Origin of the sequence: Anaeromyxobacter sp. Red801 (assembly GCF_049201065.2) — a bacterium.
In the GTDB taxonomy this organism is placed as follows: Bacteria; Myxococcota; Myxococcia; order Myxococcales; family Anaeromyxobacteraceae; genus Anaeromyxobacter.
In genome coordinates, this window is record NZ_CM181236.1 from 2,880,177 (window position 1) to 2,900,784 (window position 20,608).

General features: G+C 74.4%; 20 protein-coding genes. 2 read left to right on the forward strand and 18 right to left on the reverse strand.

Annotated elements, in window-relative coordinates:
• Nucleotides 1–43 precede the first annotated feature (43 nt).
• The 9 genes from soxB to ACOQFB_RS13300 form a co-directional block, all read right to left on the reverse strand.
• Nucleotides 44–2,716, reverse strand: a complete 2,673-nt coding sequence (gene soxB, locus ACOQFB_RS13260; protein ID WP_494492244.1) for a thiosulfohydrolase SoxB — start codon at nt 2,714–2,716, stop codon at nt 44–46.
• Between the two features lie 18 nt (nt 2,717–2,734).
• The gene (soxX, locus tag ACOQFB_RS13265) at nt 2,735–3,367 is read right to left on the reverse strand and encodes a sulfur oxidation c-type cytochrome SoxX (protein ID WP_059435629.1); all 633 of its coding nucleotides are present in this window, start codon (nt 3,365–3,367) and stop codon (nt 2,735–2,737) included.
• Nucleotides 3,368–3,377: 10 nt separating this feature from the next.
• Entirely contained in the window at nt 3,378–4,193 is an 816-nt protein-coding gene (gene soxA, locus ACOQFB_RS13270; protein WP_059435630.1) for a sulfur oxidation c-type cytochrome SoxA, read from the reverse strand.
• Between the two features lie 32 nt (nt 4,194–4,225).
• Nucleotides 4,226–4,567 carry a DsrE family protein gene (locus tag ACOQFB_RS13275; protein WP_059435631.1) on the reverse strand — a complete coding sequence of 114 codons (342 nt, stop codon included), beginning with the start codon at nt 4,565–4,567 and terminating at the stop codon, nt 4,226–4,228.
• 152 nt (nt 4,568–4,719) lie between these two features.
• Entirely contained in the window at nt 4,720–5,031 is a 312-nt protein-coding gene (gene soxZ / locus ACOQFB_RS13280) for a thiosulfate oxidation carrier complex protein SoxZ (protein ID WP_012525641.1), read from the reverse strand.
• 17 nt (nt 5,032–5,048) lie between these two features.
• Entirely contained in the window at nt 5,049–5,537 is a 489-nt protein-coding gene (soxY, locus tag ACOQFB_RS13285; protein ID WP_059435632.1) for a thiosulfate oxidation carrier protein SoxY, read from the reverse strand.
• A gap of 58 nt (nt 5,538–5,595) precedes the next feature.
• Nucleotides 5,596–6,630: a c-type cytochrome gene (locus ACOQFB_RS13290; protein ID WP_059435633.1), complete on the reverse strand. Its 1,035-nt coding sequence runs from the start codon at nt 6,628–6,630 to the stop codon at nt 5,596–5,598.
• Nucleotides 6,614–7,957, reverse strand: coding sequence for a sulfite dehydrogenase (gene soxC, locus ACOQFB_RS13295; RefSeq protein ID WP_059435634.1), 1,344 nt, complete (start codon nt 7,955–7,957; stop codon nt 6,614–6,616). Before soxC ends, ACOQFB_RS13290 begins: the two co-directional genes overlap by 17 nt.
• A 202-nt stretch (nt 7,958–8,159) precedes the next feature.
• Nucleotides 8,160–8,411: a hypothetical protein gene (locus ACOQFB_RS13300; protein ID WP_059435635.1), complete on the reverse strand. Its 252-nt coding sequence runs from the start codon at nt 8,409–8,411 to the stop codon at nt 8,160–8,162.
• A 133-nt stretch (nt 8,412–8,544) separates the two neighbouring features.
• On the opposite strand from ACOQFB_RS13300, the gene ACOQFB_RS13305 reads away from it, so the two are divergent.
• Nucleotides 8,545–9,027, forward strand: a complete 483-nt coding sequence (locus tag ACOQFB_RS13305; RefSeq protein ID WP_059435636.1) for a YybH family protein — start codon at nt 8,545–8,547, stop codon at nt 9,025–9,027.
• Between the two features lie 4 nt (nt 9,028–9,031).
• Here the strand turns inward: ACOQFB_RS13305 and ACOQFB_RS13310 are convergent, their stop codons facing one another.
• The 7 genes from ACOQFB_RS13310 to ACOQFB_RS13340 form a co-directional block, all read right to left on the reverse strand.
• The gene (locus ACOQFB_RS13310) at nt 9,032–9,889 is read right to left on the reverse strand and encodes a L,D-transpeptidase family protein (protein ID WP_059435637.1); all 858 of its coding nucleotides are present in this window, start codon (nt 9,887–9,889) and stop codon (nt 9,032–9,034) included.
• 43 nt (nt 9,890–9,932) lie between these two features.
• A complete protein-coding gene (locus ACOQFB_RS13315) occupies nt 9,933–10,568 on the reverse strand; it encodes a hypothetical protein (RefSeq protein ID WP_059435638.1) in 636 nt (211 codons plus the stop codon).
• A 57-nt stretch (nt 10,569–10,625) separates the two neighbouring features.
• Entirely contained in the window at nt 10,626–11,930 is a 1,305-nt protein-coding gene (locus tag ACOQFB_RS13320; RefSeq protein WP_059435639.1) for an AAA family ATPase, read from the reverse strand.
• A 13-nt stretch (nt 11,931–11,943) separates the two neighbouring features.
• Nucleotides 11,944–14,028: an elongation factor G gene (fusA, locus tag ACOQFB_RS13325; protein ID WP_059435640.1), complete on the reverse strand. Its 2,085-nt coding sequence runs from the start codon at nt 14,026–14,028 to the stop codon at nt 11,944–11,946.
• A 334-nt stretch (nt 14,029–14,362) separates the two neighbouring features.
• Nucleotides 14,363–14,524: a hypothetical protein gene (locus ACOQFB_RS13330; protein ID WP_160308979.1), complete on the reverse strand. Its 162-nt coding sequence runs from the start codon at nt 14,522–14,524 to the stop codon at nt 14,363–14,365.
• Nucleotides 14,525–14,697: 173 nt separating this feature from the next.
• Nucleotides 14,698–15,624: a hypothetical protein gene (locus ACOQFB_RS13335; RefSeq protein ID WP_421610038.1), complete on the reverse strand. Its 927-nt coding sequence runs from the start codon at nt 15,622–15,624 to the stop codon at nt 14,698–14,700.
• 117 nt (nt 15,625–15,741) lie between these two features.
• Entirely contained in the window at nt 15,742–17,019 is a 1,278-nt protein-coding gene (locus tag ACOQFB_RS13340; protein WP_421610039.1) for an MFS transporter, read from the reverse strand.
• Nucleotides 17,020–17,091: 72 nt separating this feature from the next.
• Here ACOQFB_RS13340 and ACOQFB_RS13345 point away from each other — a divergent pair, with 72 nt between their 5' ends.
• On the forward strand, nt 17,092–18,024 hold the full coding sequence (locus tag ACOQFB_RS13345) for a LysR family transcriptional regulator (protein ID WP_059435643.1): 933 nt from the start codon (nt 17,092–17,094) through the stop codon (nt 18,022–18,024).
• Nucleotides 18,025–18,090: 66 nt separating this feature from the next.
• Here ACOQFB_RS13345 and ACOQFB_RS13350 read toward each other — a convergent pair whose 3' ends face one another.
• Both ACOQFB_RS13350 and ACOQFB_RS13355 read right to left on the reverse strand, forming a co-directional pair.
• On the reverse strand, nt 18,091–18,549 hold the full coding sequence (locus tag ACOQFB_RS13350) for an SRPBCC family protein (protein ID WP_059435644.1): 459 nt from the start codon (nt 18,547–18,549) through the stop codon (nt 18,091–18,093).
• A 109-nt stretch (nt 18,550–18,658) separates the two neighbouring features.
• Nucleotides 18,659–20,449, reverse strand: coding sequence for a hypothetical protein (locus tag ACOQFB_RS13355; RefSeq protein WP_421610040.1), 1,791 nt, complete (start codon nt 20,447–20,449; stop codon nt 18,659–18,661).
• Between the last annotated feature and the right edge of the window lie 159 nt (nt 20,450–20,608).

Below are 20,608 nucleotides of genomic sequence, written 5' to 3' on the forward strand. Positions count from 1 at the left end.
CTGCGGGGTTGAACGGGAGCTCCGGGCTGCCCGCGGCGCCGGCTCAACGCCGGCCCGCCTCGAGCATCTCGCGCTCCATGGTGAGGTAGGTCCCGTAGGCGTTGATCCGGTTCGCCGGCTCGAACGCGGGGAGCTTCGCGTACGCGCTCCAGTCGGCGGCGGCGTACGCCTCCTCGAACGGGACGAGGTCCTGGACCGCCGCCCCCATCACCGCGCGGAGGTGGCGGAGGTAGTCGCGGGTCAGGGCGAGGTGGGTGGCCGGGTCCCGCGAGGCGGGGCCGTGGCCGGAGACGAGCAGCTTCGGGCGGCGCTCCAGCAGCCGGTCGATGGCCGCGAGCCAGCGTCGGCTGTCGGCCTCGCCCACGAACGGGATGCGGCCGGCGAAGATGACGTCGCCGGAGAACACCACGCCGTCGTCCGGGAGCACGACCATCAGGTCCTCGGGGGAGTGCGCCGGCCCGAGCCGGACCACCTCGAAGCGCGCGCCCCCCAGCTCGAAGGCGGCGTCCGCGTCGAGCCAGCGATCCGCCGGGAACAGCGGGTTCCCGGCGTCGAACCAGGGCGCGAGCTCCTTGCGGCGCTGCTCGAGCCGCTTCGCCGCCTCGTCGCCCTCGAGGTACGCCCTGCCCTCCCCGCTCGCCCAGACCTCGGCGCCCGCCGCCTTCAGCGCGCCGAGGCCGTAGACGTGGTCGGCGTGGTAGTGCGTCAGGATCACCCGCCGGATCGGCTGCCGCGTCACCTTGCGGATCGCGCGCACCAGCGCGCGGCCCAGCGCGGGCGTACCCAGCGCGTCGATCACCACCACGCCGTCGCCGGTCACGACGAACGCCGCGTTGGAGTTGAAGCCTCGGTTCGCGGCCGACGCGACGCCCGGGTCGCCCTGCACCAGCCAGACCCGCGGCGCGAGCCGGACCGGCTCGAGGACGGGATCGGCCGCGCGGGCGGGCGCGGGACCGGCGGCGGCGAGCGCCGCGACGAGGGTGGCGAGCGCCGGGGTCATCAGGCGGCCATCCCGGGGTCGCGGCCCACGCCGACCAGGCGCGGCAGGTTCGGCGTGCGCGGCGCGACCGTCTTCCGGGCGCGCAGCCAGCGGCCCACCACGTCCCAGATCGGCTCGCCGCCGGCGTCGCGCGCCGCCTCGCTCACCGAGGCCCAGGTGGCGACGCGGTACGTCTTCGACGCCTCCAGGGGCTTCCCGCGCAGCCGCAGGTCCTGGATGCGCTCGCCGCTCGCGCGCGCCGGGGTGGCACGCGTACTCGAGCCCGCCGACCCGGACCATGTCGCCGCCCTGCTGGTAGTAGGGGTCCGGGTTGAAGATGTTGTCGCAGACGTCCTCGAGCACCGCCTTCACGGTCGCGCCGGTCATCTCGTTGACGCCGACGGCCGGGTAGCTGATGGCGGTGGCCGCGAGCAGGTCCTCCTGCGTGATGGTGTCGCCCGGCAGGAGCGACGCGCCCCAGCGGAAGCCCGGCGAGAACGCGATCTCGGCGTCCTTCTCGGCCATGAGCGCGTCGAGGATGAGCTGGTCGTAGGTGCCGTTGAAGTTGCCGCGGCGGTAGAGGACGCCCTCGGTGACGGCCAGCGGCGCGGCGAGCCGCTCGCGGAACGGCGCGCGGACGCGCTCGATGTGCGCGGCCATCTCCGGGTCGGCCGGGAGCAGGTTCGAGAACACCGGGAGCAGCCGGTACCGGTGGCTCGCGATCTTGCCGCCGCGGACCTCGAGGTCGAGCACGCCCAGGAACTTGCCGTTCGAGCCGGCGTTCGTGACCAGCGTCTGGCCTCCCCGGTTCTTCACCGGGATCGGGCGCGGGACGCCGTCGTGCGTGTGGCCGCCCAGGATCGCGTCGATCCCGCTCACGCGCGACGCGAGCTTCAGGTCCACGTCCATGCCGTCGTGGGAGAGCAGCACCACCACGCGCGCGCCCTTCGCGCGCGCCTCGTCCACGGTGCGCTGGAGGTTCTCCTCGTCGATCCCGAACGTCCAGTCGGGCACGAGGTACCTCGGGTTCGCGATGGGCGTGTACGGGAACGCCTGCCCGATCACCGCCACCGGGACGCCGTTCACCTCGCGCATCACCCAGGGCTCGAACACCGGGTCGCCGAAGTCGGCGGTGTGCACGTTCTGGGCGACGAACGAGACCTTGCCGGCGAAGTCCTTCTCCACCGCGCGCTTCACCCGGTCGGCGCCGAGCGTGAACTCCCAGTGGCCGGTCATCACGTCCACGCCGAGGAGCTTGGCGGCGTCGATCATGTCCTGGCCGTCGGTCCACAGCGCCGTGGCCGAGCCCTGCCAGGTGTCGCCGCCGTCGAGCAGCAGCGCGCCGGGCCGGCTGGCCCGGAGCCGCTTCACCAGCGTGGCGAGGTGGGCGAAGCCGCCGACCTTGCCGTAGCGCCGCGCCGCGGCCTCGAAGTCGAGATACGTGAGCGCGTGCGCCTCGCGCGTCCCGGGACGGATCCCGAAGTGCGAGAGCAGCGCCTTGCCCACCAGGTGCGGCGGGCGCCCCCGGGCCGGGCCGGCGCCCAGGTTCACCGCCGGCTCGCGGTAGTGGAGCGGCATGAGCTGCGCGTGCACGTCGGTGAAGTGCAGCAGGCTCACGTTGCCGTGGCGCGGCAAGTCGTACAGCCCCGCGCCCTCCGGCCCCGCCGCGCGCGCGCGGAGGGTCATCCCGCCGGCGGCGGCCGCCGCCAGCATCCGCATGAACTCCCTGCGATCCATGGTCTCGCTCGCTCCGCGCTACTGGTTCACCGGGGAGGCGGGATCGAGGAGCAGCGCGACCAGGTCCTTGATCTGCTCCTCGGTGAGGATGGCGTGGTGCCCGAAGCGCGGCATGGTGGAGCACGCCGTGAACGCCTGCGGGTTGAAGATCTTCGCGTAGGTGTAGCGCTGCATGGCCTCGCCCTGCCCGCGCACCTTGCCGTACTGGTAGAGGCTCGGGCCGAGCGTGCCGAACGACACCTCCTGCTTCGAGAGGCGGTGGCAGGCGTAGCAGTTGCCGCCGGACGGCTTCGCGGGATCGTCGGAGAACTGCTTGCCGACGCCGCTCTGGGCGATCTGCTCGCCCTTCTTCCAGTCGCCCATGAGCTTGCCGTCCGCCGGGTAGGCCAGCGTGGCCTGCTGCGCGGCGACCAGCTTCTTCGCGGCGGCCGCGGGCAGCGGGCCCTGGCCGGGCGTGCGGCTGCAGGCCGCCTGGACCTCGTCCTGCTCCAGGCGGTCCAGGCCGGCCTGGCCCTTCTCCTTGAAGGAGGCGCGGATGACCTCGCGGGCGCGGGCCTCGTCCTTCGCGCCCCGCTGCGGCTGGGCGGCGTGCGCGAGGCCCGCGAGCGCGAGGCCGGCGAGCGTGACGGCTACGGTTCGAGCGAACGGCATCGTCTTCTCCTCAGCGCTTGATGGCGGGGGCGTCCATGCCCGCGCCGTTGGCCTGGCGGGCCAGGTAGGTGATGAGGGCGACCGAGCCCTCCGAGCCGAACACGAGCTCCGGGAACCGCTGCTGGCGCAGGCAGTCGTTCATGCGCCACTGCATGGTGCGCACCTCGCCCTGCGAGACGCGGTAGGCCGGCCAGGTCGCGAAGGCGCGCTTCGCGTCGGCGGGCGTGGTGAGGTTGGGGAGCTCCTGCAGGCGGATGCGCTTGCCGCTCTGGGCGTGGCAGGTCGCGCAGGAGAAGTCGTGCGGCCCCCCGCGGTAGAAGAAGATCCGCTCGCCCAGCGCGTACGCGGCCTTCTCCTTCGGGTGCGCGAGCGCCACGCGCACCGGCAGGCCGCGCGACTGCGCCACGATCCAGGCGGCGAGCGCCTCCAGGTCGGAGCGCTTGTCGCCCGCGCCGAACTTCTGCTTGGTGGCCTCCGCGGCGTCGATCCCCTGCAGCGTGCCCATGCAGTGCACCAGGCGCGTCTCGAGGTCCATGACGCGGTCGCCGTCGGCGAAGTACCGGGGCAGCTCGGCGTAGGCGCCCTTCACCACGCCCGGCCCCTTGCCCAGGTCGCAGCCCTCCAGCGACGCGGCCTTCGGCCCGCGCTTCTCCTGCCAGAGCGCCTCGCCGCGCGCCTCCCACAGGTCGGCGGGGTTGCCGTCCTGGAGCAGCTCGCGGTAGCGCGCGATGGCGGCGGTGGCGTCCTCCTCCTGCGCGCGGTGGGCGGCCGGGGCCAGGGCCGCGGCCGCGAGGAGCAGCGCCGGCCCGATCGATCGACGGGTCATCCGAATCTCCTTCAAGGAACGGTTCGTGAAGCTCAGGGCCTGAGGTAGGCGAAGCCCTCGCGCGCCTGGAGGCGCGCGGCCTCCGCCACGCCGGACTGGACCAGCGTCGCCTCCGGCAGGAGCTTCGAGGGATCGATGTTGCGGGTGACGAGCGTGTTGCGGCACGCCCGGAACTCGACGTGGCGGGTGACGAGGTCCTGCACGATGGCGTCGAACGGGTTGCCGTTCTTGTCCATGGCGCCGTCGAGCAGGAAGTCGATGCCGGCGCCGTTCGCCACGACCACGATCTTCGCGGTGGGGTCCGCGTCGAGGTGGTTGCGGATGTTGCGCATGGCGCGCACCGCCTCCTCGAGCCCCTCGGTCAGGTGGTACACGACCTTGATCGGCGCCGCCCTCGGGGCGGCGGCGCGCGCGGGGGGCGGCGCGGCCCGGGCCGCCGGGGCGGCCGCGAGGCCGGCGGCGAGGACGAGGAGCCAGCGGGCTCCCCTCCCCGCCGCCCGCGCCGCGTGGCTGGCGAGCGGCGCGCTCAGGCGATGGTCCCTTCGTCGGTGCGGGTCTCGCCCTTGTTGTCCACCCAGGTCACCTTGACCTTGTCGCCCTTGGCCGCGCCCTTGAACTTGAAGGCGAGGTACGGGTTCTTCGACACCGCCGGGCCCCAGTGCGCGGTGAGCACGGCCTTGCCGTTGCACTCCGCCTGGACCGAGCTGATGAAGTGGGCCGGCACGATCGCGCCGCTCGCGTCCTTGCGCTGGCCCGTCTCCATCTCGTGGCTCATCAGCACCTTCACCTCCACGACGTCGCCCTGGAGGCTCGCGCGGATCTTCATCGGATCTGCCATGGCTGTCTCCTCGCTCCCTACCCGCCGCAACCGCCCAGGGTGACCTTGATCTCCTTCGTCGCCACGTAGAACCTGCCGCCGGCCTTCACCAGCACCGACACGTTCGAGGTCCGGGCCATCTTGACCCGCGTGGAGACGACCGGCAGCGAGGCCGGGGTCAGGAGGAACGACGCGGCGAGCATGTTGGGGTTGGCCTCGACCAGGAACGCGATCGACTCGGTGTCGGGCAGGTTGCTGGTCGCGGTGATGGGCACCACGGCGCCGTTCTCGGCGATGTCCGGCGCGGTGACGGCGATGTCCTTCGAGTCGGCCGGCGCGCCGGCGCCGAGCGCGTCCAGCGCCTCCTTCATGGTCCGTGCCTCGAACGCCGCCTTGTTCCAGTCGGCCGCGCGGCCCCAGCTCGGCTTCAGGATGCCGGCGGCGACCAGCATGCCGAGGAGCGTGGCCCCGCCGGTCGTCTCGAGGAACCGACGCCTCCCGATGCCCGCCTGCTCTACCTCTCTCATTCCGCTCTCCTGTACGGGTTCTGCCGGGCGCGGCGACCGTCGCCGCGCCGCGGGCGCCTCAGCGTGCTCCCTCGAGCACCCACTTCACGATCGTGTCCACGTCGCCCTCCGCCACCTGGCGCTGGGGCGGCATCGGCACCGGCCCCCACGCGCCCTGGCTGCCGCCGCGCACCCGCGCGGCGAGCTTCGCCGCCGCGGCCGCGTCGCCGGCGTACCGCGCCTTCAGGTCGCGAAAGCTCGGGCCGAGCCGCTTCGCCTCGACGTCGTGGCAGGCCAGGCAGCCGCTGGCGCGCGCCAGCGTCAGCCCGGCGGCGGGCTTCACCGCGGCCGGGGCCGCCGCGGGCGCGCCGGTCCGGGCCGCGCCGGCGGGCCGGGTGGTGTCCGCGCCGCGCACCGGGCCGAAGGTCCGGTTCTGCTCGGCCAGGTTCCCGTGGGCGTTGCGGGCGAAGTCCGGCAGCGTCGAGGCGACGCGCGGCTCGGGCCCGCAGTCCTTCATGCACGCGACCGCGCGCACGTCCGGCTTGCCCTTCACGTCCCACAGGCCGTGGGCGCGGGTCATGCCGTTCCGGTTGGGCAGGCGCTGCTGCACCGCGCGGATCGAGTCCTGGTCGAGCACGAAGTCGGACGGGACCACGTCGCCGAGGTTCAGGAGGTACGCGAGCACCGCGTAGGTGTCGTCGTCGCTCAGCGAGCGCGGCGCGTCCCACGGCATGGCGCGGCGGATGTAGTCGAACAGCGTCGAGACCGTGGCCACCTTCATGAGCGTGGTGCGCTGCGGGTGGCCGTTCCCGGTGAGCGCGGCCACGCGCCCGCGGGCCTGGTCCTCGGCGGTGGTCCCGCCCACCAGCGGCGTGAAGACCTCGTTGCTCTCGCCGAAGGTGCCGTGGCACGAGGCGCACTTCGCGTCCCAGAGCTCCTGCCCGCGCAGGACCGAGCCGGAGCCGCGCGGCAGGCCCTGGAAGTCGGGCCGCACGTCGATGTCCCAGGCGCGGAGCTCGGCCGGCGTGGCCGGACGGCCGACGCCCTCCGCCGCTTGCGCGGCGCCGGCGGCCAGCAGCGCCGCGAGGACGAGCGGCTCACGCCAGCTGCACATTGGACACCTCGCCGTTGGGATCGACGCGCCAGGTCTGGATCGCGTTGTTGTGGTAGATGGACCTCGTCCCGCGCACCTCGCGCAGCAGCCGCGTGGTCGGCTGCACGTAGCCGGTGTCGTCCACCGCCCGGCTCTGCAGCAGCGCGGCGCGCCCGTCCCACCGCCAGCTCACGCTGAACCGGGTCAGCGCCTTCGAGAGCACCGGCGTCTCCAGCCGCGCCGGGGTCCAGCTGCGCCCGCCGTCGAAGGAGACGTCCACCCGCTTGATCTTCCCGCGCCCGGACCAGGCCAGGCCGGTCACCTCGCAGGCGCCCTGCTCCACCAGCACCTGCCCGCCGGAGGGCGTGGTGATGACCGACTTCGCCTCCTGGATCGAGGTGTACTGGCGGTGACGACCGTCGGGCATGAGGTCCACGTAGTGGATGGCCTCGTCCTTGGTGGCCCAGGGCTGGTCGCCCACCTCGATGCGGCGGAGCCACTTCACCCAGGAGACGCCCTGGACGCCGGGCACCACCAGGCGGAGCGGGTAGCCGTTCTCGGGCCGCAGCATCTCGCCGTTCTGGCCCCACGCGACGAGCACGTCGTCGAGCGCGCGGTCGATGGCGACGGTCCGGGTCATGCCCGAGCCGTCGGCGCCCTCGGCGAGCACGTAGCGGCCCTTGGCCCGGTCGAGGCCGCAGTCGTCGAGCAGCGTGGAGAGGCGCACGCCGGTGAACTCGCTGCACGACAGCATGCCGTGGGTGTACTGGACGGTGGGCACCGCCACGTTCCCCCACTCCATGCCGGTGTTGGCGCCGCACTCGATGAAGTGGATGCGCGAGACGGACGGCAGGCGCATCAGGTCGTCCATCGTGTAGACCTTGGCCTGGCGCACCAGCCCGTGGACCATCAGGCGGTGCTTCGCGGGATCGACGTCCTGCCAGCCCTGGTGGTGGCGCTCGAAGTGCAGGCCGCTCGGCGTGATGATCCCGAACAGCCCCTGCAGCGGCGCGAAGGAGACCGACGCCGCGTTCACGCGGGTCAGGCCGGGGCTCTCGCGGCGCTGGAGGTTCGCCTCGTAGGGCGACGGCAGGCCGTAGCCGCGCGCGGCCACGGGCTTGCCGAGCGAGGTGTTCCAGGGCTGGCGCTCGAGGATGGCCGGATCACCGGCCGGAGCGCCGACCGGCGCCGCGCCGGCGCGTACCGCGACCGCGCCCGCGGCGATCCCGCCGGCGGCGAGGAACGCGCGCCGCAGGAAGCTCCGCCGTCCGGCGGAGACCTCGGTGATCTGCTCTTGGGTGAGGAAATTCTCAGGAGCCCGGAGGATGCGGGCGGACTTGGATGGCACGCGTGGGCTGTAAGAGAACGAATAGTCGTCGTCTCCGTCCTGAGTGGGGCTTGACGGCGTTCACGCATGGTGACGCATCGCCTGCCAGTGTGGGTGACGCGCGGCGTTGAAACATGGACGGGGGCCGCGCTTCACGTTTCGTGCGCTCTCGTGGGGCGCGCGCGACGCGCTCGGCGCCCGGAGCGGCTCTCAGGCCCGGCTCTCAGGCCCGGCGCCCGGCGCGGCGCTCCGGGCGGCCGTACCGCCACGCCGCCCAGGTCAGCACGCCGGCGACCACCGGCGCGAGCAGCACGAGCGCCGTGAGGGCGAACAGCGCGAGCGCGGCGCCCGCCGCGACGACGGCGGGGACGCCCACGAACGCGGCGACGTAGACCGCGGCCTGGCGCGCCTCCCGCTCCGCGCGCTCCCAGTCCGCCGCCGGCGCCTGCAGCACGACCGCTCGTTCCACGCTCATGACCGGCCCTCCTCGCGTGTCGCGCCATCATCGCGCGCCGCGCGGCCCGACCGGACGCCCCACCCGCCCTAGCCTGTGCGCGTCGGACAGGATGCCGCGCGCGCGCCGCCTGGCGGCGCGGTCTCCTTCGCCCATGGCAAACGGCCCTCGCGCCCTCCTCGTCGCCGCCGCGCTGGCCTCGGGCGCCTGCGCGCACGGCTCCTTCGGCCGCGCCGACCCCGAGGCGGAGCTCCGCACGGCGATCGGCGCCGCGAACGACGCGTTCATCCGCGCGCTCGTCGCCGGCGACGCGCGCGGGATGGCGGCGGTGTTCACCGAGGACGCGCTCGTCATCCCCGCGATGCAGCGCGGCTTCGTCTCCGGCCGCGCCGAGCTCGAGGCGTACGACGCCCGGCGCCTGGGGTCGCTCCGGTACCTCGAGGCGACCATCACCACCGTGCAGCTGGAGGTCTCGGGCGATCTCGCCTGGGAGGCGGGGACGAACCGCCTGGTCGTGCAGCAGGGCAACGGCGCGCCCATGACGGTGACCGGCCGCTACCTGGCGGTCTGGCGGCGCGGGAAGGACGGGCGCTGGCGGATCCGCGCGGAGCTGCCGGTCCCCGACCCGCTCCCGTAGCGCCTCAGAAGACGTCGATCGACACGTCCACCGGGATGCCGCGCCGGGCCTCGAGCGCGGCGGCGAGCTTGCCCGCGTCCACGCGCGCGGTGAGGCCGCGCCGCTCGAGCTGGCGCTGCGCCTCGGCGCGGAGGTCCACCCGCGCGTCCGGATCGTCGTGGGCCTCCACGACCACGCGGCTCCCGCGCACGCCGACCTTGACCGGCTCGCGGACCATCCGGACCGGCGTCTTCAGCGGCACCACCTCGAACAGGCGGGGGATGTCCTCGGGGTAGAGCCGGACGCAGCCGTGGCTGAACTTGCGGCCGATCCCGAACGGCTCGTCGGTGCCGTGGATGAGGATGCTGCCCGCCGAGAGGCGCAGCGCGTGTGTGCCGAGCGGGTTGTCCGGTCCGGGCGGGACGCGGTCCGGGAGCGTGGGGTCGTCGCGGCGCATCGACGCCGGCGGGTACCAGGTGGGCGCGACCGTCTTGCCGATGACGGTGAAGGATCCCAGCGGCGTCTTCGCGCGATCCTTGCCGATGCCCACCGGGTACGTGACCGGCGCGGCGCCGCCGCCCGGGAGCAGGTAGAGCCGCATCTCCGAGAGGTTCACGACGATCGACCCCGGCGCCGCGGAGGGCGGCAGGATCCAGGCCGCGGGCACCACCAGCGGCGCGCCCGGCGTCGGGACGTACGCGTCGAGCCCGGGGTTCGCCGCCTCGATGGCGTTGAAGCCCACGTCGTGCGCGCGGGCGAGCTCGATGAGCGAGTCGCCCTGCTTCACGATCCGGGTGCCGAGCACGCCGAGGACGTCGGCGCCGCCGGCGGCCGGCTCGAGGAGGGGCACCGTGGCGAGGAGGAGCGCGAGGAGCGGCTGCATCGGCACAGGCTTCGCGTGCGGGCGGCCCCGCGTCAACCCCCGCTCAAGGGAACACCAGCAGACCGAGGTTCGCCCCGCCCTGGAGCGCGGGGGTGATGCCCGGGTCCCGATCCGCCGGATAGGCGTGATCGCGCTCCAGCCGGTCCATCGCGTCCGGGAACACCGCCAGCCCGAAGGACAGCTCCACCGCGGTGCGCGGCCCCACGTCGAACAGCACGCGCACGCCGCCGCCGGCGCCGTGGCCGAGCACGCCGTTGTACTTGTAGCCGGCGAGCAGCGCGATCTCGGTGGTGGAGGGGCCGTTCACCCGCAGGCTCACGTCGCCGTTGAGCTGGTACGCGTTGTAGTAGTCGAAGCGGAGGTCGCGCTCCGGCGTCCGCTCGTTCGAGAAGACCATCACCGGCGCGTAGCCGCCCGACACCCACCCCTTCAGCCGGCCGGTCCCGCCGCCCGCGATGAGGCCCGCGCCGGACCAGAAGCCGAGGGTCGGCCCGACGCCGAAGCTGCGCTGGCCCGGCGTCGCCGCGACGGCGGCCGGCGCCTCGAGCACGCCGGCGGCGCCCGCGGCCGGCGCGGCGCCAGGCTCCGCCCCCGTCGCCGCGGCCGGCGCGAGGGCGACGAGCAGCAGCGCGGCGATGGCGGAGCGGCGGCGGGCGGCGGCAGGACGGGCTGGGCGCATGGAGCTCCTCGCGGTGGACACGGTCCGCCGCCAGTGTAGCCCGTGCGCCGCCCGAGGCTACTCCGGCGCCGGCCCGAAGGACCGCTCGAAGAGCGCGCGGATCGCCTCGAGCCCGGCCGCGGAGAGCGCGCGGGTCCCGGCGCCGGCGAAGCGCGGGTGCGTGATGACCGGCGGCGCCTCGGTCGCCCAGCCCCGCCCGTCCCAGCGGAACCAGCCGTCCCGCTCCTGGTCGAAGACGTGGACCGGCTTCCCCCAGTGGCGCGCCAGCTCGACCGCCCAGCCGGTGCCGCCCTGGGCCGTGTCGTCGGGGTTGAGCGCGCCGACGGCGAACACCTCGCCCGCGGTGCCGACCTGGTGCCAGATGAGCTGGAGCACGCGCCGGTGCTCCGCCGGACCGGCCAGCGCGCGGGGCAGGTGCGCCTTCAGGTAGGCCTCGCTGACGTCGCCGAGGCGCAGCTCCGCCTCGGTCAGCTCCGTGAGTCCGCGGGTCCGGGCCAGCGCCGGGCGGCCGGCGAAGGTGAAGTTCACCTCCTGCACGCCCCAGCGCTCCGCGCAGGCGCCGAACGCCTCCTCCGCGCCGGCGGACCCGCCCGCGAGCAGCGTGAACGCCTCCGGGCCGCGCGCGTCGCCGCCGTCCTCGTCCTCGCCGCCCGCGTAGCGCAGCGAGCCGCCCTCCACCACGAGCGGCAGGTCGGCCTCGTCCGAGCCGTCGAGATCCCGGAGCAGCCGCACCCGCGCGCCGCGCCCCTGCGGCACCAGGGACAGGATCACGTCCACCTGCTCGCCGCAGCGCTCCGGCGGCGCGGCAGGGTCGTCCGGGTCGGCCTCGCACGGCGGGCGCCCCGGGGCGGACCGGGCGGTCATCCACAGCTCGGCGCCCGCGCGCGCCGCGCTCGCCTTCAGGCCGGCGAGCGTCCCGGCGACGTCGGGCCGGGGCCCGGCCCAGGCGAAGCCGTCCACGAGGAGCGTCGCGGGGGTGCAGCCGAGGTGCGCCTGGAACGCGGCCAGCGCCTCGTCCAGCGTCCGGACGCCGAGGCCGCCGTCCATCGCCGACCAGATCAGCCGCTGGCGCGAGACCATCTCGTGGACGCCCCGGCGGTCGGCCAGGTCCACGCGATCGGCCAGCTCCTCGAAGAACGCGTCGTAGCGGGCCGAGACGTGCTCGACCGGCTGACCGAGCGCCACGTGCAGCACCGGGCGGCCGCGCAGGAGCGCGTCCAGCCCGAGCTGCACCAGGACGGCGGACTTGCCGACGCCGGCGGGCGCCACGATCACGCCGAGGCGACCCTTGCCGAGGCCGCCGCGGATCCTCCGGTCGAGGATCCGCAGCGGGCTCTGGAGGATCGCTTCCTGGCGGATCATGGCTCCGGCATCGCTACTTCTTCCCGCCTTCGGCCTTCTTGGACGCCTTCGTCATGAGCTCCTCGGCCATGGCCGCCGGCACCGGCAGGTAGCGCGAGAACTCCATGCTGAACTCGGCCTTGCCCTGGGTCGCGGACCGCAGGGTCGTCGAGTAGCCGAACATCTCGGCCAGCGGCACCTCGGCCTCGATGCGGGCCAGGCCGCCGTCGTCCTGCGAGCCGATGATCATGGCGCGCCGCTGCATGAGCGTGCCCAGGATGCCGCCGGAGAACTCCGCCGGGCCCTCGCACACCACGCGCATGATCGGCTCGAGGAGGCGCGGCTTGGCGCGGTCGAAGCCCTCGCGCCAGGCGCCGCGGGCGGCCTCCTGGAACGCGATGTCCGACGAGTCCACCGCGTGGCTGGCGCCGTCGTTGATGACGACGCGCACGTTCACCACCGGGAACCCGAGCAGGCGGCCCTTGGCGATCATCGAGCGGAAGCCCTTCTCCACCGAGGAGATGAACTCGCGCGGGATGGCGCCGCCGACCACGTCGTCCACGAACTCGAACTGCTGCTCGCAGGGCTCGATGTAGCCGCACACGCGGCCGAACTGGCCGGAGCCGCCGGTCTGCTTCTTGTGCGTGTAGGCGAAGTCGGCGCGCTGGCTGACCGTCTCGCGGTACGCCACCTGCGGCGGCGACACCTCGACGATGCAGTTGTACTCGCGCTTCATGCGCTCGATGTAGACCTCGAGGTGCAGCTCGCCCATGCCGCGGATGATGGTCTCGCCGCTCTCCTCGTCCAGGCCGGCGCGGAAGGTCGGGTCCTCGCGGGTGAAGCGCCGGAGCGCCTTGCCCATGTTGGTCTCGCTCTTCGAGTCCACCGGCTTGATGGAGAGCGCGATCACCGGCTCGGGAACGTGCATCGAGGTCATGTTCAGCTTGACCTTGCCGTCGGTGAACGTGTCGCCCGAGTTGCAGTCCACGCCGAACATCGCGACGATGTCGCCGGAGCCGGCGGCGTCGATGTCCTCCATCTGGTCGGAGTGCATGCGCACGAGCCGGCCGATGCGGTGGTCCTTCTTCGTGCGCATGTTCGTGATGAACATGTCGCGCGAAAGCTTGCCCTGGTAGATGCGCAGGTAGGTGAGCTGGCCGTAGCGCCCGTCCTCGAGCTTGAACGCCAGCGCCACCGTCGGCTTCTCGTTGTCGATGGTGAGGGCGACCTTCTCCTCGTCCTTGGTCAGGTCGTGGGCCTCGTTGACCACCTCGGTCGGATCCGGGAGGTAGTCCACCACGCCGTCGAGCAGCTTCTGGACGGCCTTGTTCTTGTAGGCCGAGCCCATGAACACCGGGGTGAGCTTGAGCGCGAGCGTGCCCTTGCGGACGGCCGCCTTGATCAGCGCCTCGGTGACGCGGTCCTCGAGGATCGCCTCGGTGAGCTCGTCGGAGAACATCGACGCCGCGTCGAGCAGCTCCTCGCGCGCCTTGGCCGCGTCGGCCTGCATGCCGGCCGGGATCTCGGACTCGGTGATGACCTCGCCGTCGTCGCCGCTGAAGCGGTACGCCTTCATCGTGACGAGGTCCACCACGCCCTCGAACTTGTCCTCGAGGCCGATGGGGAGCTGCATCAGCACCGGGTTGTGCTGGAGCTTCTCGCGGAGCTGGTCCTTGACGCGCAGCGGGTTCGCGCCGGAGCGGTCGCACTTGTTGACGAACGCGAGGCGCGGCACGTTGTAGCGCCGCATCTGGCGGTCCACGGTGAGCGACTGGCTCTGGACGCCGGCCACCGAGCAGAGCACGAGGATGGCGCCGTCGAGGACGCGGAGCGACCGCTCCACCTCGATGGTGAAGTCCACGTGGCCGGGGGTGTCGATGATGTTGAGGTGGAGCCCCTTCCACTCACAGTGCGTCGCGGCGGAGGCGATGGTGATGCCGCGCTCGCGCTCGAGCTCCATCGAGTCCATCGTCGCGCCGACGCCGTCCTTGCCCTTCACCTCGTGGATGGCGTGGATGCGCTTCGTGTAGAAGAGGATCCGCTCCGTCAGCGTGGTCTTGCCGCTGTCGATGTGGGCCGAGATCCCGATGTTCCGGAGCTTCGAGAAATCCGTGTACACGTCTTACCTCCACCCGCGGGGGCGGACCGAGCTGCATGGGCGAATCGGTTGCGCGGCGTCGCTCGCCAGTCCCGCCGGCGGGGCGTGAGAGCCGCGTGTCTCGAACCCGTTTCGGCGCGCGTTTCATCCACGCGAGCCGGCCACGGATACGACGAAGCCCGCGCCGTCCACCCACATCCACGGCCGCGAGCGGCGCGCACCCTCGCACGAACCGGCGTCGAGATGCAAGCCGCCGCCCACGGCGCCGCCGCCGGCGACCGGAACCCTCCCCCGCGGCAGGCTTTTTCGGCCCAGCTCCCCCGGAAGCGGGGGCGCGCCTGCGGCCGTCCGTCCGCTAAGACCGGTCGAACAGGTTGAGGACGAGCGACTTCCGCCCTCCCGACGCCTTCACGTTGGCCCAGCGGCGCCGCTCCCGGAGCTTGTGGACGACGATGAGGGTTCCGGCGGCGGCGACGACGACGAGGGGGACGACGGTGGCGAACACGGCTGGGCTCACGTGGCGGCGTTGAAGGTGGGGGCGCCCGCCCGGCCGGGCGGCGCTCCTGTGGCGCCGGGGCTCGGCCCTCCGAGACCCCCGCGCTCGCGCCACCTCTGGCACGGATCGACCGGCCTTGCACCACTCGGACGGGGGAGCGCTCGAGCCCGCGCTCGCAGCGGCGACCGCGGGGCTCAGGGGAGCAGCGTGCCGTCGTAGCAGAGGCGCGCGCGGGTGGCCGGGAAGTACCAGCCGATGGCGGCGCAGAGCTCGTCGCTCGCCGGGTCGTCGCCGGGCTGGACGGGGCTGGCGGTGGTGTTCAGGTAGTCGCAGCGCGTGGTGAGCCGCCCGCTCGCGAACGCCAGGAACGGCGCCGCGTCGCGGCGCGCGAAGCCCGGCGCGGACCAGTCGGCGCTCTCGAAGAGCGTGGTGGAACCGTCCGCGATCGAGGTCGCGACCGAGTGCTTGTACGTGCGCGTCGTCAGCGCCACGAAGCGCGCGCCGGCGGGGACGTCGCAGGTGGTCTCGGCCGTCGCCGAGCCGGAGGCCGGGATGCTGAACGAGGCCGCCACCGACACGTACGGGCTCGCGAGCGTCGTCGCCGTCCCGGCCGGCCAAGCCTCCGCGTCCAGCTCGACGTGCGCGGTGATCGGCTGGTCCGACGCGTTCACCCAGTGCACGCGCAGGTAGCCCGCCTGGCCGGCGGGGATCCGGAGGCCGACCGCCTTGCCGCTGCCGTCGTCGGGCGGGAACGAGAACGAGGCGGTGCCGGACGACCCCACGTACGCAGGCACGGGGCCGCTCGCGGGCGCCCACGCGCAGCCGGTGGACTGCGTCCCCGGCGCCTGGACGTCGTCCGGCGTGAGCATCATCGCGACGCTCGCCGCGACCGCGGGCAGGCGCGAGGTGAAGGACCGGACGACGAGGTCGTCCGCGTTCGGGGTGCGGAAGTACCAGCAGGACGCCAGCTCCTGCCCCGCGCCCACCACGAGGTCCGGGCTCCGGAGCTGGAAGGTGCGGGGAGGCGGCGGGGCCGCGCCGCCGGAGCCGCCGGAGCCGCCGCCGCACGCCACGGCGGCGAGGGCGGCGGCGATCGAGAGCCATCGGGACGCGTGCCTCACGTGGACCTCCCGTCCCGGTCAGCCGGTGGGACGCGACACGGTAGCCGAGGCCCTCGACCCGGCCCACCGGTCCGGGTGGGTCGGGGCGGGGAGACGGGCGACACCCGTCGATGCAGGTCAAGGGGCGGCGGCGTCGATGCACCGGCGGTCCCGCGCGTCCCGCCGGCGCGTGGGCGCGAGGCGGACGGCGAGCGCGGTGGCGGCGGCCAGGGCGCCGAGCGCGGCGACCCCCACCCAGCCCGCGTGCGCGAACACCTCGCTGGCGGCCGCGGCGCCGGCGGCCATGCCGAGGAACATCGCGCTCACCAGCACCGCGTTGAGGCGGCCGCGCGCGGCGGGATCCAGGCCGTAGACGACGCTCTGGTGTGCGATGAGGCTGGCCTGCACCCCGAGGTCGAAGACCACGGTCGCGACCACCAGCACCACCAGCGATCCCGGGAACAGCGCGATGGCCGCGAAGGACCCCACCCCCAGCGCCGCGCCGGCGCGGATCACCGGCTCGGGACCGCGCCGGTCGGCGGCGGCGCCCGCGAGCGGGGCGATGGCCGCCCCGGCAGCGCCGGCGAGGCCGAAGGCTCCGGCGGCCACGGGGCCGAGCCTGAACGGCGGCGCCGCGAGCGCCAGCGTCAGCGTGGACCAGAAGGCACCGAACGCGACGCTGAGGAGCGCCTGCGCCAGCGCGGCGCGGCGCAGTGGAGCGAGGTCGCGCGCGAGCCGGACGATGGACGCGAGCAGCGCCCCGTACCGGGCGCGTGACCCGGGGGGCATGGGCGGCAGCCTCAGCCCGACCGCGACGGACAGCGCCGCCACGGCGGCGGCGGCGCCCAGGTACACCGCCCGCCAGCCGACGTGCGCGCCGACGACGCCGCTCACCACGCGCGAGAGCAGGATCCCGAGCAGGAGGCCGGTCATCACCGACCCGACCGTCCGCCCGCGTGACGCCGCCGGCGCGAGCGCCGCCGCGGCGGGCACGAGGTCCTGGGCCGCCGTCGCGACCAGGCCGATGGCGAGGCCGGCGACGGCGAGGAGCCCGGCGGATGGGGCGAGCGCGGCCCCGAGCAGCGCGACCGCGAGCGCCGCGAGCTTCGCGACGACCACGCGCCGGCGGTCGAGCCGGTCGCCGAGCGGCCCGAACAGGAGGATGCCGGCGGCGTAGCCGAGCTGCGTGAGCGTGGGCACCGCGCCGATGGCGGAGGACGATGCGCCGAGGTCGCGCGCCATCGTGTCGAGCAGCGGCTGGTTGTAGTAGAGGCTCGCCACCGAGAGCCCGGCGCCGCCCGCGAGCAGCAGGAGGAGCGGCCTGGCGATCGGGGCCTCGGGCCGGGGGGAGGTCGCCCCAACCGGGTGGCCGGCGGGGGCGGCGAGGGCGGTGGGGGCCGGTTCGTGCGTCGTCATGGCGGGCACGATGCGCCGTGCGGTGGCCCTGCGGTAGACGCGTGACCGGGAGATCCGTTATGCGTCGTACGTATGAAGGCGACGACCGATCGTCTGGCCCTCGCCGAGACGTTCGTGCGCATCGTCGAGGCGGGGAGCCTCTCCGCCGCGGCGCGACAGCTCGGCACCTCCCAGCCCACCATCAGCCGGCGCCTGCACGCGCTCGAGGCCGCCCTCGGCGTCCGCCTGCTGCAGCGATCGACCCATGCCATCCACCTCACCGAGGCCGGGCAGAGGTACGCCGCCCGGGCTCGGGAGCTGGTCGGCGAGTGGCGCGCCTTCGAGGCGGAGCTGCGCGGCGACGGAGACGAGCCGGCGGGGCACCTCCGGGTGGTCGCGCCGCACGCGTTCGGGCAGCAGCAGCTCGTCGGCCCGGTGGTCGAGTACCTGCGCCGCTACCCTGCCCTGAGCGTCGAGTGGCGCCTGCACGACGGCCCGGTGCGGTTCGTGGAGGACGGCGTCGACTGCTGCGTCTCGGTGGACGCGCCGGAAGGCGACGCCATCGTGGTGCGGAAGATCCACGAGGTGCAGCGGATCGTGGTCGCTGCGCCGTCGCTCGTCCCGGGGCACGCCCCCTCGCGCCCCGCGGCCCTCGCCGCGCTGCCCTGGCTCGCGCTCGTGCCGTACTACCGCAACACCGTCCGCCTCGAGGGCGCGCGCGGCGCGACCGCCGCCCTCCGGATCCGGCCGCGCTTCGTGACCGACAGCCTCTTCGCGCTCCGCCAGGCCGCGTGCAGCGGGCTCGGTGCCGCGCTCGCCTCGGACTGGATCCTCGCCGAGGACGTCGCCGCCGGCCGCCTCGTGCACCTCCTGCCCGGGTGGCGCGGGCCCACGCTGCCCGTCTACGTCGCGTATCCGAAGGCGCGGTTCTACCCGGCGAAGCTCCGCGCGTTCGTCGAGATCATGCGGACGGCGTTCACCGCGCAGGGCGCCGGGATCGGCGGCACGAGGTCCCAGCGCCGCTGATGGCGCTGCCTGCGAGGCGGACCGCGGCACGCCCGTCCCGGCGCGCCGCGGCCGCCCCGCGCCCGCTCAGTTCCAGTTGTCGATCTTGAGGTCGTCCGGGGCCGGCCTGCCCTTCCCCGTCTCGGCGAGCTCCCGGAGGCTGAGCAGGAACGTCGCCCACTTCATGGAGCAGTGGGCCGTGAACTCCGACGCCTCGCGCCAGCCCCGGTGCCCGAAGGCCACCAGGGTCTGGTCGCCGTCCCGGGACAGCCGGAACGCCACCTCCGTCCCGATCCACTCCTGCGGCCCGCCCGTGCAGCGCCAGCGCACCTCGCGCTCCGGCTTCAGCTCCAGCACCTCGAACTCCGCCCCGCCGATCTCCGTCCCGTCCGGCTTGCGAAACATGAAGCGAACCGTCCCGCCGGGCGCGGAGCGCCCCGTCGTGTCCCGCGTCCACCAGCCCGCGAGCCCCTCCACCGTGGCCAGCGCCTCGTAGACCTTCGCCGCGGGGGCCCGGATCCCGAGCCTGTGAATGATGTCCGGCATGTCGTGCTCCTCCTCGCGCCGGGGACCTCGCCCCGCGCCTCGCCTTGTCTAGGCGGCGGGGCGCGAGGGAAGGGAGTGACAAGTGCGGCGCGATTCGGAGCGGCCCGGATCAGTCGAGCTCGTCCCAGCTCGTCGGGATGGTCGCGTCCACGGTGCCGTCGCCGTTCGCGTCGAGCAGGAGCGTGATGGCGCCGCCGCTGCCCATGCGCGCGACGACGCTGGTCGCGTCGGTCGCCGTGACCTTCAGCTCGCCGGCGCCGGGCGGCGCCGGCTCGACGCCGGTGAGCGCGCCCGTCACGCTCACCGCCAGCGGCCCGGGCACGCCGGTCGCGGCGAGGGTCATCGCGTCGCCGGCGGAGGCCATGGTGTAGCCCGGCGCGTCGGACCAGGCGTTCCGCACCGTGAAGGCCGTGAGCCGCGTCTCGGTCGCGCCGGCCCCCTCGCCCTCCGACATGGCGAGCGCCACGCCCGGCTCCGCGGTGGACTGCTCGGTGACGCCGGCCGGGGTGGCGGTGCGCGCGAACCGCAGCGCACCGGTGATGCGCGCCTCCCCGACGTCGTCCAGAAGCCCGATGTCCACGGTGGTGAACCGCGTCGCCACCGAGTAGCCGTCGGTGAGGGGATCCCCGGTCACCTCGGTGAAGGTGAAGGTCACGCTGCCACCCAGCGTGACGGGGTCGCCCGCCTCGCCGGTGACGCAGCCGCCGAACGCCACCGTCGCCACGTGGCCCGCCGCCAGCGGGCCGGGCGTGATGGTGACGGTGTACCCGCCGGCGCTGCAGAGCGGGACGGGATGGCCGGCGGCCACGCCGAGGACCAGATCCAGGCCGACCGCCCCGACCTGCCGCGGGAGGTCGAGCGCGAACGCCGCGAGGCCCGCCACGTCCACGGCGTTGGTGCCGTTGATGACGCCGCCTGCGCTCGGGTGGAGCAGGTCGTCCCAGTGGCACGCGTCGGTGTGATCCGGGTGCGTCGAGCCGCGGAGGTAGAGCTCCAGGCGCACGTCGCCCGGCTCGCCCGCGACCGTCATGTTCACCATCGAGTTGTCGGAGCGGACGCCCCCGGGGTCCACGCCGATGTCGGTGCAGAGCGGCTGCGCGAGGGACAGGAGGCCGACCCTCCCGTCGCCCGGGACGTCGTCCGCGCGGTACAGGAGCCTCGAGCCCGGGTCGAACGAGATGATCTTGTCGTCCATCCGGATGACGCCGAGCGGCACCACGCGGCGGGTGAAGCCCAGCTGCGGATCCGGATCGTCGCGCACGTCGAAGCAGCCGAGCTGGTAGGGCAGGCTGCCGGTCGCGGTGAGCAGCGACGTTCCCGACGCCTGGTACACGAGCCCGTGGTGCACGCCGTCCGCGGAGGTGGCCGCGAGCGCCGCCCGACCGCGCAGCGTCCCCGGCTGCCCGTCGTCCGTGTCGAGCGCCAGCTCCAGCGTCGCCGCGACCGTGCGCGGAGGTCCCCGGACCACGTTCGAGAAGGTGAGGCTCAGCGCGCCCCCGAGCACCACGCCGTCGCCGGCGTGGACGCGGCAGCTGGTGAGGTCGATCCGGGCCGTGTCGCCCGCGGACCAGGCCCCGTCGCCCGAGCCGTCGGTCCACCGCAGCGACGCGCCGCCGCTCGCGCAGGCCTGCAGCGCCCGGGCCTCACCGCTCCGCAGCGTGCCCCCACCCAGCTCGACGAGCGCGGGCGTCAGGAGGTCCGTGACCGCCGGGAACGTGTCCACGACGCGCGAGGCCAGCCCGGCCGCGAACTCCATGTTCGCCGGGTTGAACGCGAAGCCGACGACGTCGCCGTCCCCGTCCCCGCCGCCGTCGCCACCGCCACCGCCGCTGCAGGCGACGACTCCCGCGGCAGCGATGGCGACCAGTCCCGGAACGATCCCGTGGAGCGCGCGCACCATGGCCCTCCTCCTGCCCCCCGGCGCTGGGAGGATCGTGCGCCGCTGGCGCCCACCGGCCGCGGGGAGGACGGGGTCGGCCCTCGGCGCGGGACGGCGTGCCGCAGCCGCCATCCCCTCGGCTCGGCAGACCGGGGTTCCCCCGCGGGGAGGCGCTCCGCC